Annotated in this window: 13 protein-coding genes; 7 read left to right on the forward strand and 6 right to left on the reverse strand. The window is 64.6% G+C overall.

The genetic code is table 11. From position 1 onward, the window contains the following. The first annotated feature begins 196 nt into the window (after window positions 1–196). The 3 genes from PW947_RS19170 (at window position 197) to PW947_RS19180 (ending at window position 2074) form a co-directional block, all read left to right on the forward strand. Complete coding sequence (locus tag PW947_RS19170) at window positions 197–943, forward strand: amino acid ABC transporter permease (protein ID WP_299633937.1); 747 nt, start codon at window positions 197–199, stop codon at window positions 941–943. Window position 944: 1 nt separating this feature from the next. Continuing rightward, window positions 945–1601, forward strand: coding sequence for an amino acid ABC transporter permease (locus tag PW947_RS19175; RefSeq protein ID WP_299633938.1), 657 nt, complete (start codon window positions 945–947; stop codon window positions 1599–1601). A 74-nt stretch (window positions 1602–1675) separates the two neighbouring features. After that, complete coding sequence (locus PW947_RS19180) at window positions 1676–2074, forward strand: hypothetical protein (protein ID WP_299633939.1); 399 nt, start codon at window positions 1676–1678, stop codon at window positions 2072–2074. A gap of 349 nt (window positions 2075–2423) precedes the next feature. Here PW947_RS19180 and PW947_RS19185 read toward each other — a convergent pair whose 3' ends face one another. From PW947_RS19185 to PW947_RS19205, 5 genes are all read right to left on the reverse strand, one after another. Next, window positions 2424–3437, reverse strand: coding sequence for a peptidoglycan DD-metalloendopeptidase family protein (locus PW947_RS19185; protein WP_299633940.1), 1014 nt, complete (start codon window positions 3435–3437; stop codon window positions 2424–2426). 542 nt (window positions 3438–3979) lie between these two features. Next, the gene (locus PW947_RS19190; protein WP_299633941.1) at window positions 3980–5314 is read right to left on the reverse strand and encodes a c-type cytochrome; all 1335 of its coding nucleotides are present in this window, start codon (window positions 5312–5314) and stop codon (window positions 3980–3982) included. After that, window positions 5311–5835 (reverse strand): (2Fe-2S)-binding protein, encoded by a 525-nt coding sequence (locus PW947_RS19195; protein WP_299634072.1) that lies wholly within the window; start codon window positions 5833–5835, stop codon window positions 5311–5313. The genes PW947_RS19190 and PW947_RS19195 overlap by 4 nt, the downstream gene beginning before the upstream one ends. A 218-nt stretch (window positions 5836–6053) precedes the next feature. Then, window positions 6054–8906 (reverse strand): molybdopterin cofactor-binding domain-containing protein, encoded by a 2853-nt coding sequence (locus tag PW947_RS19200; protein ID WP_299633942.1) that lies wholly within the window; start codon window positions 8904–8906, stop codon window positions 6054–6056. Between the two features lie 221 nt (window positions 8907–9127). Next, the gene (locus tag PW947_RS19205) at window positions 9128–9490 is read right to left on the reverse strand and encodes an Imm8 family immunity protein (protein ID WP_299633943.1); all 363 of its coding nucleotides are present in this window, start codon (window positions 9488–9490) and stop codon (window positions 9128–9130) included. Window positions 9491–10077: 587 nt separating this feature from the next. On the opposite strand from PW947_RS19205, the gene PW947_RS19210 reads away from it, so the two are divergent. After that, window positions 10078–11199: an OpgC domain-containing protein gene (locus tag PW947_RS19210; protein WP_299633944.1), complete on the forward strand. Its 1122-nt coding sequence runs from the start codon at window positions 10078–10080 to the stop codon at window positions 11197–11199. A 44-nt stretch (window positions 11200–11243) separates the two neighbouring features. Then, entirely contained in the window at window positions 11244–12266 is a 1023-nt protein-coding gene (locus PW947_RS19215; protein WP_366146135.1) for an alpha/beta hydrolase-fold protein, read from the forward strand. 28 nt (window positions 12267–12294) lie between these two features. On the opposite strand, the gene PW947_RS19220 is transcribed toward PW947_RS19215, so the two are convergent. Further along, window positions 12295–13383, reverse strand: coding sequence for an AI-2E family transporter (locus tag PW947_RS19220; RefSeq protein WP_299633945.1), 1089 nt, complete (start codon window positions 13381–13383; stop codon window positions 12295–12297). 415 nt (window positions 13384–13798) lie between these two features. On the opposite strand from PW947_RS19220, the gene PW947_RS19225 reads away from it, so the two are divergent. Both PW947_RS19225 and PW947_RS19230 read left to right on the forward strand, forming a co-directional pair. Continuing rightward, on the forward strand, window positions 13799–14089 hold the full coding sequence (locus PW947_RS19225) for a DUF3331 domain-containing protein (RefSeq protein WP_299634075.1): 291 nt from the start codon (window positions 13799–13801) through the stop codon (window positions 14087–14089). Window positions 14090–14453: 364 nt separating this feature from the next. Next, window positions 14454–17093, forward strand: a complete 2640-nt coding sequence (locus PW947_RS19230) for an adenosylcobalamin-dependent ribonucleoside-diphosphate reductase (protein ID WP_299633946.1) — start codon at window positions 14454–14456, stop codon at window positions 17091–17093. Window positions 17094–17220 lie beyond the last annotated feature (127 nt).

Genomic DNA, 17220 nt, shown 5'->3' on the forward strand with positions numbered 1-17220 from the left:
CCTGCAAAGGCCACAGGATAGACGATCCAAAAAGACCGCGCGATCCACGAAAGCGCGACGCCATGCGTGGCGCTCATGCGACGCGCGCTGTTGACGCTTATTTTGGTCGGATACAGTGCGAAAGACGCGCCGCGCTGGCGGCCCGTCCCGCACGGCCGCGCTTTCGGCTCATTGCTGCTTTCCACTCACACTCGCCATGACCTACGCATTCGATTTCAGCGGCTTCGGTGTCTACGCGAGCCTGCTTGCGCGGGGCACCGCCGTGACGCTGGCCCTGACCGCCGCGTCGACGGTGCTCGGTGCGGTCGTCGCCGTCGCGTGCGCCGGCGTCGGGCTTGCCGGACCGCGCTGGGCGCGCACGATCGTCGCCACTTACGTGGAGGTGATCCGCAACACGCCCTTTATCGTCCAGCTGTTTTTTATCTTCTTCGGGCTGCCGAGCCTCGGCATTCATATCGACGAAGTCCAGGCGTCGATCCTCGCGATGACCATCAATCTCGGCGCGTATTCGACCGAGATTCTTCGCGCGGGCATCGATTCCGTGTCGCGCGGACAGGTTCAGGCGGCGCAGGCGCTCGGTCTGCAAGGTCCGCATATTTTCCGGCACGTCGTGCTGCCGCAGGCGGTCGCCAACGTCTTTCCGGCGCTGGTCAGCCAGGTGCTGATCGTAATGCTCGGGTCGGCGGTCGTGTCGCAGATCGCGGTGCCCGATCTGACCTACGCGGCGAACTTTATCCAGTCGCGCAATTTCCGCTCGTTCGAAAGCTATCTGATCATCACGGTCACGTATCTCGTCCTGTCGATCGTATTGCGTCAATTGATGAACCGTCTGGGCAGCCGCCTGTTCGCCGGCCGTGCAATGCGCACGCCGCAACAGGGCAGCCGTTTCGGACGGATGCTGTTTGCGTGGCGCGGTGGGCGCTCGCTGCCTACGGAGCGCTGACATGGTCGAATTCACGTTGTGGGACATCGCGCGCAACCTGCTGATGGCAGCGCGCTGGACCGTATTGCTGTCGCTGATCGCGTTTATCGGCGGCGGCGTGGCCGGTCTGATTCTGCTCGCGATGCGCGTGTCGCCGATGCCGTGGCTGCGCCGGATCGTGACGGTCTACGTCGAGCTGTTTCAGGGCACGCCGCTGCTGATGCAATTGTTCGTCGCGTTTTTCGGTTTGCCGCTGATCGGCGTGGACGTCTCGCCGTGGACCGCCGCCGCCGTCACGCTGACGTTGTACACCAGCGCGTATCTGGTCGATATCTGGCGCGGTTGCGTCGAAGCGGTGCCGCGCGGGCAATGGGCTGCGGGCGCGAGCCTCGGCATGACCTTCGCGCAGCAGCTGCGCTATATCGTGTGGCCGCAGGCGCTGAAAATCGCGGTCGCGCCGACCGTCGGTTTTCTGGTGCAAGTGGTCAAAAGCACGGCGCTGACGTCCATCATCGGCTTCACCGAACTGACCAAGACCGGCACGATGATCACCAACGCGGCGTTCCGTCCGTTCCCGATCTACGGGATGGTCGCGCTGATCTATTTCGCGATGTGCTTCCCGCTGACCTGGTACGCGCGCGTGCTCGAACGACGCCAGCGTCTGTCTCAGCAACGCTGATGCACACCGGCCGAATCCGTCGGAAGGCGCTGCGGTAACATGGTTCGCAGACCATTACGGAAGAGAGCCGGGCCATGAATGCAGAACAGACCATCCAGTTTCTGAACGAGATTCGCAAGCCGTTGCTGTCGTTGCACAAGGCGATTCTCGATCACGAACGCGCGTCGTATGAAAAGGAATTCGGCCCGACCACGCCGGCTGCGTTCCTTCAGGTGCTGATCAGCGGCAGCGGTTTTCGCTGGTTGACGCCGCTGTCCACGGTAATCGCGAATATCGACGAAACCCTCGACGACAAGGAAGCGACCGGCGCCGACCGGACCGCTTCCGTCGAAGCCGTGACCGGGCTGTTTTCATCCGACGCGCCGAACAATACGTTCTTGCCGCGCTATCTGCCGCTGCTTCAGGCAAGCCCCGCGATCCTTCACGAGCATGGACGCGTGGCGCAGGCATTGCGCCGTATCGAAGCGACGTAACGCTCCCGGAAACGCTCACCTTTACGCGCGCAGCGCTTTTCGTCCGGATCACGCGATTTTTGTTCCGGACGACGCAGCATCCGGTCGCAAAACGCGATGCTTGCGCAGACATCACTTTAGAATGTGCCTGTTTTTAACGCATAAAACGATGATTCCGCCGATTGCTAACCGGGTTACGAGCACCGCAACGTTCGATACACCGCATTGCGCCGAAATCGCGAACGGTGAGTCGCGCGGCGATAGGTGAGAACCTGCGGGAGCACGAATCGCCAGATGCAAAAAAGCCCCGCCGACTCTGTCGGCGGGGCTTTTTTTCTGGCGACCGGGTTGGCTACCGGATCGAATCCGGTCAGCTCGGTTTGCCCGGCAGATACGGCATCGGATCGATCGGTTTGCCGTCGTGGCGCAACTCGAACAGCACCGCGACGCGTGGACTGTTCGCCGCGCCCATTTCAGCGATCTGCTCGCCCTGACGGACGACGTCACCGGTTTTCACGAGCAGCTTGCGGTTATGCGCGTAGGCGGTCAGAAAGTCTTTGTTGTGCTGGACGATGATCAGACTGCCGTACTCGTTCAGGCCGGTGCCCGCATACATGACCTTGCCGTCGGCTGCGGCCAGCACGGGATCGCCCGCCTTGCCGCCGATTTCGATGCCACGCGTTTCGCCCGCCTGGAACGGCTCGACGACGCTACCCTGCGCGGGCCAGGCCAGCGAAACATGATTCGCGTGTCGCTCGGTTTGCGCGATGACTTCACGTGCCGCAGTCGGCGATGGTGCGTTCGGGTTTGCCGCGGGCGGCACGGAAGCCGTGTCGGTCGCGTTGGCTGCATTCGCTGCGTTGGCTGCCTTCGGGCCACTAACGCCGTTCTCGCCCAACGCGTTTTTCGCCACCAACGGGGTCGATGCAACGCCGCTTCCCGCCGCTGCCGCCAGTTCCGCAGCGTGTTTCGCCGCAGCGGTCGCGGCCGCGCGCGCCGCGCGTTCGGTATCCGGCGACGCGATATGCAGCGTCTGACCGATCTTCATCCGCGCACGCGGCTTCAGGCCGTTCCACGTCTGCAAATCCTTGACGCTGACCTGATTGCGCTCCGCGATCGCGCCCAGCGTGTCGCCACGCTTGATCCGGTACGGTTGCGGAATCGCCTTGTTCAGTGCTGCCGCCTGAGCGGCCGCGTCCTGCGCCTGCTGAACGGCCGCAGCGTTCGCCGACGCCGCGCCCTGAGCGGCATTGCCGCTGGACGGCGACGGGCTACCGCTTTGTGCATCCTGCTGCGGGAGGTCCACGCAACCACTCAAAAGAATCGCCAACCCGAGGGCCGCGACGCCTGCCTTCAATGATCGGTCGAAATGACGTCTCAACATGTTCGACTCCTGCCGTATTCATGGCAGGCCCGCTGTCCAGTGTGCCGGCGATGCGCGCGCGATCCGATGCGCGGCGAGTCCGACGATCCGGAAAGCCGCTTCGCGCGACTCGTCAACGGGTCTGCCCCCCTCCGGCACTTCTGGCTTTCAACGACAATCGTGCAAACGACGTTTATGCGAAAAAGGGGCCGGATAGGCGATTAAAATTCAAGCGGAATTGTAAAGTGCATGTCGCATAAAACGCGCCGCGCGAACATTCTGATACAAATCGTTACGCGCAGTCATTTAGCCGGCGACGGCGGGATGGCGCTCTGCGGCCCCGCGCACAGGGATCACACCGTGTTTACGGCAAATGGGGACGGAAACTTGAGGGCGAACGTCGTCGCATGCGTTTTAAACAGTCGCCGACGATCTCGCGGGTCACGCGCACCGTTCGCGCACCACGCCTCGGCGCATGACAACGGGTGCATCGGCAATAAAAAAGCCGACCTGCGGTCGGCTTTTCGGTGAAGCGAGGCGTGCGGCTGGTCGCTCGAACGCGTTTAGCGCGCGCCCTCGCCGGGCAATCTGAACTTCGCCACGGCTTGCGCGGTGACATCGCCCGGCTGGCCGCCCCACGTCGTGCGCAGCCAGTTAGTCAGTTGCGCGACGTCGGCGTCGCTGAGCAATCGGGCGAAACCGGGCATCGCCTGCATCCGTTCTCCGTGCGGAAATTCCAGCGCGCCGATTCCGTCGAGCGTCGTCACGATCAGGTTATGCGGATTCGCCTGACGCACGGTCGCATTGCCGCGCAACGGCACCGCGACGTGCGGCTTGCCCTCGCCGCTCGCACCGTGACACGCCGCGCACACCGCCCGATACAGATCACGACCGGCATCGAGTTGCGCCGTATCGGCGGACGTCGTGCCTGCCGCGGCCGGCAATGTGGTGGGCGCCGGCAACACCACCGGCGCGGGCGCGTCGTCGCCCAGCAGATACACAGACAGCGCGCGCACATCGTCTGGATTCAGATGCGACGTGCTGAGCCGCACGACCGGATGCATCTCGCTGAACGCCGAGCCTTGCGGCGCGATGCCGTCGCTGAAGAAACTGCGCAGATCGGCGCCCGTCCAGCCGCGCGCGGCCAGCGCTTGCGGCGTGATATCGGGCGCGGCGATCCGTCCGGGCGAGTCACCCTGCAACGGCCGGCTGCGATCCGGATTGCCGAAGCGTCCACGTGGCGTATGGCATTCGCCGCAATGACCGAGCGCAGTGGCCAGATAGCGGCCGCGTCGCCAGTCGGCCGATTCACCGCGCGACGCATCGGGCAGCGTATCGCGGACGAAAAGCATGTTCCAGTACCGCACCGCGAATCGCATATTGAACGGGAACGCCAGTTCGGGTTCGCGGTTCGGCACCGCGGCGGGTTTGAGCGTGGTCAGATACGCGTAAATGGCATCGCTGTCGTCACGCGTGATCGCGCGGTACGACGGGTACGGCATCGCCGGATACAGCTGACCGCGCGGCGCGACGCCGTCGTGCAACGCGCGATAGAACGTATCCGCCGACCAGCCGCCGATGCCGTGCTGCGGATCGGGCGTGATATTGGTGCCGTAGAACGTGCCGAACGGCGACTCCAGCCTGACGCCGCCCGCGAACGGTGCGCCGCCGGGCGCCGTGTGACAGGCAGCGCAATCGGCGGCTTGCGCGAGATAGAGACCGCGTGCGACCTGTTCGGCGGCGGGTGTGGCCGAAGCGGACGCGACCGGATCGGTGTGCGCCGCGTTGCCGTCGCGCGATCGATCGCACGCGGACAGCGCCAATGCCGCCGCCAACGCCGCCGCGATCATCCACGTTCCGGCGATCCCGCCGCGCCGGAATGTCGGGACGGCGCTCATGCGGCGTCCCTCACCAGACCGGGCGTCGTCAGGATCACGTCCTTGACCGCCTCGTAATAGCGCACGTATCCCGTACAGCGGCAAATGTGATCGTTCAGCGCATCGAGAATGGTCGATTCGATCTCGGCCGACGCGACCGGCTCGCGCTTCAGACGCTCGATCAGCACGGTCGCGGCATTCACGAAACCGGGCGTGCAATAGCCGCACTGAAAACTGAAATGCGCGAGGAATTTCTGCTGGATCGGCGACATCTCGACGACTTCGCCGGCCGCGTTGCGCGTCGCGTGCGCCTCGATCGTGCGCACGCGTTTGCCGTCGAAGAAATGCGCGCCGGTGATGCAGGTGCGGATCTCGTCGCTGGTGCCGTCCGCGTGATCGAGGATCACCACGCACGCATGACAGATACCTTGTCCACAACCGAGCCGCGAGCCGGTCAGGTCGAGGTATTCGTGCAGGAAATCGATCATCGGCAAACCCGCGGGCACCTCGACCGGACCGATTTTGCGACCGTTCACCGTCATCGAAAGCGGCTTGAGCTGGAACGAACGCAACGGCCGGATGCCGGCATCGGGCCGGGCGGTCGTGGCCGCGCCGGCGTCGGCGGAAGGCGTGGGCGTCGTGGGTGTCGTAGAAATCGTGCGGTTGGATAAAGAGGTCATGGACGCCAGGGTCGTCGTGGATTCAGGATGTGCGGTCAGCGCGGCTTCCAAGCGCCGCGCGGTGTGCTGCGTGAGGCCGGTCATGCAAGCGCCTCGCGAATCACGTCGGGCGTGACGGGCAGATCGCGAAACCGGTGGCCGGTCGCGGCGGCGATGCCGTTCACGATCGCGCCCACCACCGGAATCATCACGACCTCGGCCATGCCTTTGGGCGGATCGGTGTCGGTGAGCGGCGGCAACACGTCGCCGGTCTGGCGCCACACTGCGACATCCGATGCGCGCGGCAAGCGGTAGCGGTTGAAATTCCAGGTGCCGTTGCCGGGACCGTCTTCGTACAGCGGCAACGCTTCGTACAACGCGTGGCCGATTCCCATCGCAAGGCCGCCTTGCAACTGGCCGGACACCAGTTGCGGCGACAACTGGTTGCCGCACTCGACGATCGAGTGATGCGTCAGCAATTCGACTTCGCCGCTCGCTTCGTCGACCGTCAGTTCGACCAGCGTTCCGACCGCGCTGTAATACGTGACCGACGCGTTGTTACGCTGAACCGGCGCGATAAACACCTTCTTGCGATCCAGCACGCGATACGCGTCCGGCGGCACCGGACGCGTCGAAGCGGCTGGGCGCGGCGGATTTCGGGCGTGGGCGGGCGCGCGCTGGCCGTGGCGCAGCGACAGGCCGTCGATCGGCAGCCGCTCGATGCGTCCATCGATCTCGAACTCGGCTTCGCTCCATTGCCAGCGGTTGAACACGTGGACGGTCGCGCCGGTGACGAGGCCAAGCGCGTGCGCCTTCGCCGCGAGCCGCGCGAACGTCAGCGGCTCCATCCCCGCCGCCGACAGCGCGCCATCGACCCACCGCGCGTCGTCGATACGCACCACCAGTGGCGCGGCCTGGCCGCCGCCGGTTCCGTGCGACCAGATCGCCATCGCGGCCGGCCAGATGCCGTGCGTGAACACGACGCGCGCCGCCTCACGCGTGCTGTGCGTGAAATAGAACGCTGAATTGGTCGCACTCGACGGCGACGCGAACGCTGGCGACCAGTGCGGATTCGCAGCCAACCGGTCCTGCTCCGCCTGGCTCATCAGATACGGATCGCCGCTCGTGACCACAGGCAGATCCGGCCAGTCCACGAGGCCGAAGCGCACGTCCGTCGCCGGATTTCCGAGCCATTTCGCCACCGCAAGCGCCTGCGACGTCGACACGCCGGTGCCGATCTCCGCGCCCGTGTGATGCAACACGATCGTGCCGTTCGCGTCGAATTCGACCTTCGCGAACGAGCTTTCCGCGCCGGTTCCGAAGTCTTTCTGCACACACGCAAAGCCGACGCCGTAGCGCTTGCCCGGATGCGCGATTTCATAGGCGGCTTTGCGCGCGACGCGCTCGCGCCAGAGTGGATGCAGCCGGGCTTTTTCGAGCACGTCGTCGGCGCGGACCGCGCCGGCGGGAATCGCGCCCTGCGTGTTTTTCATGCCGGAGCGCAGCACGTTTTTCAGACGGAAATCGATCGGATCGACGGCGAGTTCGGCGGCGATCTCGTCGATCATCATTTCGGTGGCGGCCATGCTTTGCAGCGTGCCATAGCCGCGCGCCGAGCCTGCATCGACGGCACGCGACGCGATCGCGACTGTCGCCAGATCGCTTTTCGGGAAGTAGTAGATCGACTGCGCGGCGGTCGCGCCGACCATCGCCACCGACGGCGAGAAATTGCAGCGTCCGCCGCCGTTCGCTTCGAAATCCGCCTTGAAGAGTTGCAGCAAGCCGGTCTGCCGGTCCACGGCCATCCGGTAATGCATGCGGAACGCGTGCCGCTTCAGCGACGTCTGGAACTGTTCGTAACGATCGATCGCGAGACGCACCGGCAGGCCGTCGCCGTACAACGCGGCGACGAGTCCGTACAGCGGATGGTTGAAGTGATCTTTCGAGCCGTAGCCGACCGTGTAGCACGGGTGAAGCAGCACGTGCTTCACCGGCATCGCGCACTGCGCGACCATGCTCGCGACCGCTTCCGCGAGATCCGCCGGACCTTGCGTGGGCACGACCAGATGCAGCGCATGCGCGTCGCGGTCGTACCAGCAGTTGGCATTGTCGGGTTCGAGCGCGGCCGTATCCGTCGATTGCGTGCTGTAGTCGCGCGCCATTACCAGCCAGCCGGACGGCGGATGCGCGAGTGCATCGTCGATGGCGGTGGCGTGAAACATGCCTTGCTCGTCGAGCTTGCCGTGCTCGCGACCGTCGGGCCAGACCGGTTCGCGTTTGCGCATCATGCTGGGGAAGATCGGCGCGTCTTTCAGGCTGGAGAAGGTGTCGTCGTCATACGGCGTCTTGCCGCCGATCCGCACGAAACGGAAAGTCGCCCACGGGTCGCGTTCCAGCGGACCGGTGTGCGCGCCGTAGCGGATCACGTCGTCGTGGAATTGCAGCGCGTCTTTCGCGAAACGGAAGCGCGCGAAATCGCGATAGATCAGGATCGCCACCGCGTGCCCGAGATAGGCGGGCGTCTTGCCGCGCGGCAGCAGCATGTCGTCGCCGAAGAACGCGGGAAACGCGAGACGATCGCGCGCGAGATCGTCGGCGGTCACAATGCGGTCGGGTTGCAGATCCGTGCCGAGACGCGACAGATCGAGGCCTTCGTAGCGGCTATCGGCGCGCGTCGCGCGCAGCATCAGCGCGTGCGCCTGATGTTGCGGCCAGTGCGGCATGTCGGTCGCGCGGACATCGCGCGCGAACACTTTCGCGCCAGTCACTTTCGCGATTCCGTCGATCCGGAAACGCGCGTCGCCGCGCGCCGCGTCCCATTGCACCGGCGTCAGGATCTTCTCTTCGAACAACGCGGCGAACGCGCGACTGCCGAGCGGCGCGATCGTCACCGAGATACCGGCCAGCACGCTCGTCTTTAGAAAACTGCGACGCGAAAGGTCGAGTCTCCCCATGAACTTCTCCTTGATTGCAAACGGGCAAAGCTGCGTGGCGCAGCGGCTGACGAGGCTGTGCCGTCGGCCCGTGGTGAACGAGGAGGCGGATTATCGGGGGAGGTGAAAAAGGGGATGTGACTTTGTGTGGAGGGCTGGGAGAGCGAGGTCTCCCGGACATGCGCGGTGATTGCCCTTGCAGATTCGCGACAGCGCGCCGAGGGCGCGCGATGTTGATGCGACTAATCCTTGGGCTGCGGGTAGCGGTCAAATTCCCAAGAGGCAAAGCGCCTGATCTGCTCGACGAGATCGGACCAGCTTTCGCCCGAAAGGCGGCCGATTCGCTCTCTCAGGAAATGCTCGATTTTTTTCCAGTCGTACTCGAACACGATCAACATGTCCGATGGAAAGACGCCGGTTAGCGTGCCGTATTCCTTTCTGATCCACTCCGGCGTGCATATCTTCATCTGAAACAAATCACCGCCCTGCCCGCCTGCAACACCGATCGTCATTTCGACCCATAGGCAGAAGCAGGTTTCGTCCTCTGGCCAATAGGTGGCCGGGTCGAAGTCGGCGGAGTCGAGGCCCTTTAACGCTGCATGCATTGTCATTGTCTTAAGGGGTGATGTTGATTGCCGATCGAACCACGCGAGGTCTAGAAGTGCGTTTCCGCCTGGCGCGAAATGTAGATTTCAGAGGAACCGGCGAAAATCAGCAAAATCCGAAAGCGGCACAAACTCGCCCTAATCCCATTTACAGGATGCGAGCGCACTGCTATCGCCGGACAGCGCGGCTGGGTCCCTTGTTCAGAGCGACTACTTCTTTACCGTGCCCATAAAGACCTCCACACCCCACCCGCCCTCCCGAACGGGCTTTTCCCACGCCGTGGAACTTTTTGTCACAGAAAAAAGTCAACTGAGACTACCCGGAAGTGCGGGATTACCCTAATATCCCGCCTGCCACTACGGCAGCGCCCTGTCGTGTCCCGCGTCGTCGACGCCCGCCACGGCCCGCGCGCCACCGGCCTGTTTCCTGATTTGAAGTCTGATGCTCGAAGCCCGTCGCCTCGCGCTGCGTCGATCCGATCCGCGCGCCCGGCTGCCCGCTGCTGTGTCCGACTACCGCGTTTTGCACCTGACGACGTCGCACGCTGCGATGTCCAGCCCAAGCCGCGGTCACCGATATTGGCGCAATGCAAAAGTCCTCTTCACGGCTGGTTGAACTCGATTTCTTTCGCGGCCTCGTGCTGCTCATCATCGTCGTCGATCACATCGGCGGCAGCATTCTGTCGCGCATCACCTTGCACGCGTACGCGCTGTGCGACGCGGCGGAAGTCTTCGTTTTCCTCGGCGGTTTCGCCACGGCTACCGCCTACGTCGCGCTGGCCGAACGCCGCACCGAAGCCATCGCGCGCAGCCGTTTCCTGCGACGTGCGTTCGAAATCTATCGCGCGTTCCTCGTCACGGCCGCGTTGATGCTGCTGGTCAGCGCGGTGATGGTCGCGTTCAGCGTCGATGCGCCGAACCTCGCCGTCACCGACCTCGACGACCTGATCGCGTCGCCGTTCGCCGCGCTCGGCGACATCCTCGTGTTCCGCCGTCAACCGTATCTCGCGTCGGTGCTGCCCATGTACGCGTTCTTCGCGATGCTAACGCCGTTCGCGCTGCCGCTCGCGCGCAAGAAACCGTGGCTGCTGCTCGCGGTGAGCGTCGCGCTGTGGGCGTGCGCGCAATGGACCGCGCCATGGAGTTCGAGCTATTTGCCGACCGCTGAAGAAGGCGGCCAGTGGGACTTCAATCCGCTCGCGTGGCAATTGCTGTTCGTGCTCGGCGTGCTCGCGCGTTGCCAGCCGGTTTATCAACGGATCAGCGCCATGCGCTTCGGCTGGACGGTCAGCGTGCTGGCGCTCGGCATCGTCGCGGCGGCCGCGTATTACCGGCTCGTGATCGAACACGCGCCGCTCGACACCGGCTTCAAGCAGCATCTCGCATGGTTTCGCGCGCTCAACTTCCTGGCGATCGCATGGCTCACCGCGAACCTGATCCGGCTCGGCTGGGCGAAGAAAATCGCGCACCGCTTGCCGTGGATCGGCATGATCGGTCAGCGCGGCCTGCTGTGTTTTATCGGCGGCGCGGTGATCTCGCTGGTGGTCGATTCCCTGCTCTACACCGCCACAGAGGGCTACCTGAACGTGCCCTACGGGCTGGTCGCGGATGCCATCGCCGTGGGTCTGCTGTTCGCGGTCGCGAAGGCGCCCGATCTCGTGCAACGCGTGAAACGCATTTACACCGTGCGCATCGGTATGTCACGCTAGCGGGTTTCGGCCCTTTCTCTTTCGCGGTGCTTCCTCCTTTCGTTATGCGCAGTCTGTTTCGTGCCGCGCGGCTGGCACTGTGCGTCGGCCTGGCGGCATCGGCCGCGACGTCCCCGACGTCCGCATGGGCTGGCCTCAACGGCAATCAGGCGTGGGCCAGTTCGTTCAACTCGACCAATCCGCCCGCTCAGGGCGGTCGCGACGGCGCAGCCGCGTCGTCCGGTCCGGCCAGTCCGGCCGGTTCTCCGGGTTCCGTCAATCCGAACGGCATCGTCAACGGCAGTCCGTATGCGAGCACGTTGGTGGGACGCCGTTTCCGCTCGGAAGCGCTGGAGCGCACGTGGTCGTATATCGTCTATCTGCCGCCCGGCTATCGCGCCGACGGCGACAAATTCCCCGTGCTGTATCTGCTGCACGGCAATAACGGCAATGCGAACGACTGGATCACGCAAGGTCATCTGCAAACCACCGCGGATGCGCTGATCGAGCGCAAGGAAATGCCGCCCGTCGTGATCGTGATGCCGCAAGGCGGCACCGACTGGTACGTGGATCGCAAGGAAAAGATGGAAACCGCGTTTTTCGACGATCTGCTGCCCGACGTCGAAGCGCATTTCGCGGTGTCGGCACAGCGCAGCGGACGGATGATCGGCGGCGTGTCGATGGGTGGCTTCGGCGCATTGCGTTACGCGTTCGAGCAGCCCGAGCGCTTCTGCGGCGCGATGCTGCTGAGTCCGGCGATCTACGCGAACGAACCGCCGCCGGATTCGGCGGCACGTCGGGTCGGCGTGTTCGGCGAGCGCGAGTTCGACCCGCACGTGTGGCACGCGCTGAACTATCCGGTGCTGTGGAATCGCTATATGAGCCGGCCGTTACGCTTGCCGTTCTTTATCGCGTCGGGCGACGACGACCTGACCATCCAGGCGGAATCGGGCGCGCTGTACACGCGTTTGCGTCAGGCGGGCAACGCGGCCGCACTGCGGATTATCGACGGCGGCCATACCTGGACTGTCTGGAGCGCGCTGCTGCCCGGCGCGCTCCGCTACACGACCGCGTGCGTGCGGCCCTAGCCGCGCGCCGATGCAAGGGGAAGCGCGCTCAGCGCTCCTGCACGTAGTCGGTCCATAGCACCATCAGCACCGTCATCAGCGCCGGGCCGATAAACAGCCCGATCAGCCCGAACGTCTCCGCGCCGCCGAGAATGCCGAACAGCACCAGCAGGAACGGCAGGCGCGTGGAGTTGCCGATCAGGACCGGCCGCACGAAGTGTTCGGCGACAAACACCACGACAAAGCCGAACACCGCCAGCGCGATCGCAAAGCCGACCTTGCCCGCCACCATCGCCAGCCACAATGCCGACGCGCAAAACACCACCGGCGCACAAAACGGCAGCATCGCGGCGATCGCGGTCACGACACCCAGCAACGCCACGTGCGGCACACCCGCAATCCAGTACGCGACGCCGAGCAACGCGCCCTCGCCCAGCCCGACCACGACCAGCCCCGACACCGTGCCCCGCACCGCCGACGCCATCCGCGACACCAGACCCGCGCCGTCGCGCCCAAATGCCCGCTGCACCGCCTTCAGCAACGAACCGGACAGACGCGGCCCCGCCTGAAAGATCACGAACAGCGTGACCAGCATGAAGCCGAACACCATCAGGCCATGCGCCGCGCGCGCGCCGAAATGGCGTCCGAAGGTAATCACCGCGCTGCCGTGCAAGCCCTTCATGGCCGGCGACTCGCGCAACGGCTGGGCGAGATTGGCCTGCCACCACGTTGCGACCTGCTGCGCGCCATACGGCAGACGCGACACGAGATCGGGCATCGGAATGCCGTTTTCCTGCACCTGATGGAACCAGTCGAGCAGATCGTGCGCCTCGCGCGCCGCCTGCGCGATGCCGATCCCCACCGGCAACACGACCAGCAACGCGATCGCCAGCGTAATCATCACGGCGATTAGCGTGGTCCGCCCGTTGAACCACCGATGCGATTCGATCTTGCGCAGCACCGGCCACAACGCGATCGCGATCACGCCCGCCCATGCGACGGCCGGAAGGAAATCGTGGATCACCCACAGCGCCAGCAACACCAGCAGCGCGTAAAGCACCGCCGACGCGGCGTGCTGGATCTTGCGCCGGCCGGCGGTATCGGGTTTCGTCGGAGCGATGCTCGGGCGTGGAATCATGTGACCTCGTTGTGCGGGGAGCCGGTCGACCTGCGCGCCGGATGTGAATCCGGGCGGTGCAAGGTCGGCGATTGCAGAGTTCGCTGCGGCCAAAAACAGAAATCGCTACACTGCTGTTCAGCGCTTTCATCGAATGACCCTATCTTAAAGGAAGCGCTTCAATCCCCCCGCCGCACGGCTTTCAAAGCCACTACAACAGTCCGAAAATATGTCGCGCTTTGAACAACACAGCGTTGCATAAATCGTGGGTATACCCGCACCCCCTCTAAAACGCGTCAAAACACCGCTATTTCGGTCCCGTACGCAACGGACCGGCAATTGTTGCTGTTTCGAGAACAGTGTTTCAACGGGGGCACAATGGCACAGAGGCGCTCAGAGGACTACATTCGGCTCACCACATTTTCCGGAGCCGATGATGAAGACCACAGAGTCTTTTCCCCTTGATTGCGCTAACGGTGTCCGCATCGAGATTCTGGAACGCTCCGACACGACGCTCGTGATCCGTTGGGTCGAACCCGGTCGCTGCCATTACGGCGAACAACGCTGGCGCCGTCGCTCGGCGCATACGTCGGGCACCTGCGCGGTATCGCGTCGCAAGATCCGTCGCGGCGACGCCGTCTTCAAACCGGCCGAACGCCCCGCGCCGTCGAACGCGTCCGCGATGATTTCCGCCGAAGTGCTGTGCGCACTGACCGGCGAAGGCTGAGCCGACCCATCGCGCTGGATCGACCGGCTTGCCCGGTCCGATTCGCGCAGCGCCACCCGCTGCACCGCCACACCGCCGCACCACCGCAGTTCATCTCCTCCGTACCGGCATTTTTTGCCTCCGCTCCCGTCCGTTTTGGCCCGTCCATGTCGCTTTTGCGCGTGCGTCCCGGCCCGTTTGCGTTCGACCGTCGACGTGGGATAAGGTGATCCATCTGGCCGCCGCCGTCGCGACGAAATGCGCTCGCTCGATGCGACATCAGGCCGCCGGCATCCCGCGTGTGTGACATCGCGCGACGCGCTATCGTCACCCTGCTTTCCAACAATCACGCTGCGCCTGACGCGGCGACGTTCGAGGCTGCATCATGGCAGACACACTCGCTGAAAAGACAGGCAAGACCGGCCGGCAAGCAGGCCGGACGTCGGCTAATACGTCGGGCGGCGGCGCCGCGCAGCCCATCGCACCACAACAGTTCTCGCTCGACGTGCTGGTCGAAAAATACGCAAAAGGCGACGAGCAAACCGCCGACGACGTCTATCGACGCGTCGCGCGCGGCGTCGCGATGGCCGAACCCGAAGCGCTGCGCAGCACCGTCGAAGCGCGCTTCGTCGATAACCTGCGGCACGGCGCACTCGGCGCCGGGCGCATCATGAGCGCGGCGGGCAGCGGCATCGCCGCGACGCTGATCAACTGCTTCGTGCAACCGGTCGGCGACGCGATTCAGGGCCTCGACGAAGACGGTCTGCCCGGCATCTACGTCGCGCTGTTGCAGGCGGCCGAAACCATGCGGCGCGGCGGCGGCGTCGGCTACAACTTCTCCGCGATCCGCCCGAAAGGCGGCCGCGTGCATACGACCAGTTCGTCGGCCTCGGGGCCGTGCAGCTATATCGATGTATTCGATGCGTCGTGCCGCACGGTGGAAAGCGCCGGTTCGCGGCGCGGCGCGCAAATGGCCGTGCTCGATTGCACGCATCCCGACCTGCTCGAATTTATCGAAGCCAAGCATACGAAGGGACGCTGGAACAACTTCAACGTGTCGGTCGCGGTGACCGACGCGTTTATGCGCGCCGTGGACGGCAACCACGCCTGGCAACTCGTGCATCGCGCCGAACCGTCGCCCGCGTTGCGCGCGGCCGGCGATATCCAGCGTCGCGAAGACGGCCTGTGGGTCTACAGCGAAAAGCCCGCGCGCGAGATCTGGGATCGCATCATGCGCTCCACGTACGACATAGCGGAACCCGGCGTGGTGTTTATTTCGCGGATGAACGAGGACAACAACCTGCGCGCCGTCGAGACCATCCGCGCCACCAATCCGTGCGGCGAACAACCGTTACCCGCTTACGGCTGCTGCAATCTCGGACCGCTGAACCTGACGCGCTTCGTCGTCGATCCGTTCGCGCAGATGCAAGGCGGCACGCCGTCGTTCGACTTCGACGCGCTGGCCGAACGCACCCGTACGCAAGTGCGTTTTCTCGACGACGTGCTCGACGTCACGCTGTGGCCGCTGCCCGAGCAACTCGCGGAATCGCGCGCGAAACGGCGCATCGGCGTGGGCTTTACCGGTCTCGGCGACACGCTGGTGATGCTCGGCCTGCGCTACGACTCGCCGGAAGGACGCGACTTCGCGGTGCGCGTGGCGCGGCTGATGCGCGACGAAGCGTATCGCGCGTCGGTCGAACTCGCGCGCGAACGCGGCCCGTTCGAACTGTTCGACGCCGCGCGCTATCTCGAAGACGGCACGTTCGCGTCGCGCCTGCCCGACGACGTCAAGGACGCGATCCGGCGCGACGGCATCCGTAACAGCCATTTGCTGTCGATCGCGCCGACCGGCACGGTCAGCCTCGCGTTCGCCGACAACGCATCGAACGGCATCGAACCGGCGTTCTCGTGGACCTATAACCGGATGAAAATGATGGCCGACGGCAGCCGCGAATCGTTCGCCGTCGAAGATCACGCGTATCGCGTCTATCGCGAACTCGGCGGCGACGTGAAAGCGCTGCCCGACTATTTCGTCAGCGCGCTGGAAATGTCCGCGCACGACCATCTTCAGATGATGGCAGCGGTTCAGCCGTATATCGACACGTCGATTTCGAAGACCGTCAACGTCCCCGCCGACTATCCGTTCGACGCGTTCGAAAGCCTCTATTTCGACGCATGGAAGGCCGGCCTGAAGGGACTCGCGACCTACCGCCCGAACGAAACGCTGGGCGCGGTGCTGAGCACCACGCCCGCGCAGACACCCGACGACACGCTGACCGAAACCGACCTCGATCCGCTGCGTATCGCCATCGACCATCGGCCGCGCGGCGAGTTGCCCGCGATCATCGAGAAGGTCGAATACCTGACGCAGGCCGGCAAGAAGTCGCTGTACGTCGCGGTGTCGTTTATCGAGGTGACCGGACGGCTGGGCGGCGAGGACGTGACGATCGAGCGTCCGATCGAATTCTTTATCCCGACCGGCCAGCGCGACGAATCGCAGCAGTGGATCACCGCGACGATGCGCTCGCTGTCGCTGGCCGCGCGTGGCGGGTTCGTCGCGCGTAATTTGCAGGATATGCGCAAGGTGTCGTGGGATCGCGGCCAGGTGCGGCTCGGCGACGTGCAACGGATGGACGGCTATCGTTCGCCGCGCTGGCACGATTCCGAAGTCGCCGCGCTCGCCTATGCCATCCAGCAGATTCTGCATCGACGCGGCTTCCTCGACGCCGAGGGCAACCAGGCGCCGTCGCGGATGCTCGCGCGTCTGCCGCGCGGCGGCGCCGGTGTCGCGGACGGTGCGGGTGGCGCGGCGCGTGCGCAGTTCGGCCCGGTGGCCGCGAACGTCAGCAATGTCGCAAGCGTCGTCGCCGACGGAACCGACGACGCGGACGACGCGCAGCACACCGGCGCGCCGTTACGGGCGATGCTCGGTCGCAAATGCGGCGTCTGCGGCGCGAACGCGGTGATCCGCAAGGACGGCTGCGACTTCTGCACCGCATGCGGCGAAGTCGGCGCGTGCGGGTGAGCGTCTGATGCTGGAATGATCGTTTAATCGAGCGCTATCTGGTTTAGGCTCGATTAAACGAGCATGTGCTTGATCGGACGCGGTATCCGACCTATCATGTTCGTATATTCGATCCTTAACGATATAC

Origin of the sequence: Paraburkholderia sp. (genome assembly GCF_028283785.1) — a bacterium.
Classification (GTDB): Bacteria; Pseudomonadota; Gammaproteobacteria; order Burkholderiales; family Burkholderiaceae; genus Paraburkholderia.

What these genes read in the sequence shown, in the direction of transcription:
- PW947_RS19170 (WP_299633937.1), top strand. Translation starts at nt 197, where the DNA reads ATGACCTACGCATTCGATTTCAGCGGCTTCGGTGTCTACGCGAGCCTG.
- PW947_RS19175 (WP_299633938.1), top strand. Translation starts at nt 945, where the DNA reads ATGGTCGAATTCACGTTGTGGGACATCGCGCGCAACCTGCTGATGGCA.
- PW947_RS19180 (WP_299633939.1), top strand. Translation starts at nt 1,676, where the DNA reads ATGAATGCAGAACAGACCATCCAGTTTCTGAACGAGATTCGCAAGCCG.
- PW947_RS19185 (WP_299633940.1), bottom strand. Translation starts at nt 3,437, where the DNA reads ATGTTGAGACGTCATTTCGACCGATCATTGAAGGCAGGCGTCGCGGCC.
- PW947_RS19190 (WP_299633941.1), bottom strand. Translation starts at nt 5,314, where the DNA reads ATGAGCGCCGTCCCGACATTCCGGCGCGGCGGGATCGCCGGAACGTGG.
- PW947_RS19195 (WP_299634072.1), bottom strand. Translation starts at nt 5,835, where the DNA reads ATGACGGTGAACGGTCGCAAAATCGGTCCGGTCGAGGTGCCCGCGGGT.
- PW947_RS19200 (WP_299633942.1), bottom strand. Translation starts at nt 8,906, where the DNA reads ATGGGGAGACTCGACCTTTCGCGTCGCAGTTTTCTAAAGACGAGCGTG.
- PW947_RS19205 (WP_299633943.1), bottom strand. Translation starts at nt 9,490, where the DNA reads ATGCATGCAGCGTTAAAGGGCCTCGACTCCGCCGACTTCGACCCGGCC.
- PW947_RS19210 (WP_299633944.1), top strand. Translation starts at nt 10,078, where the DNA reads ATGCAAAAGTCCTCTTCACGGCTGGTTGAACTCGATTTCTTTCGCGGC.
- PW947_RS19215 (WP_366146135.1), top strand. Translation starts at nt 11,244, where the DNA reads ATGCGCAGTCTGTTTCGTGCCGCGCGGCTGGCACTGTGCGTCGGCCTG.
- PW947_RS19220 (WP_299633945.1), bottom strand. Translation starts at nt 13,383, where the DNA reads ATGATTCCACGCCCGAGCATCGCTCCGACGAAACCCGATACCGCCGGC.
- PW947_RS19225 (WP_299634075.1), top strand. Translation starts at nt 13,799, where the DNA reads ATGAAGACCACAGAGTCTTTTCCCCTTGATTGCGCTAACGGTGTCCGC.
- PW947_RS19230 (WP_299633946.1), top strand. Translation starts at nt 14,454, where the DNA reads ATGGCAGACACACTCGCTGAAAAGACAGGCAAGACCGGCCGGCAAGCA.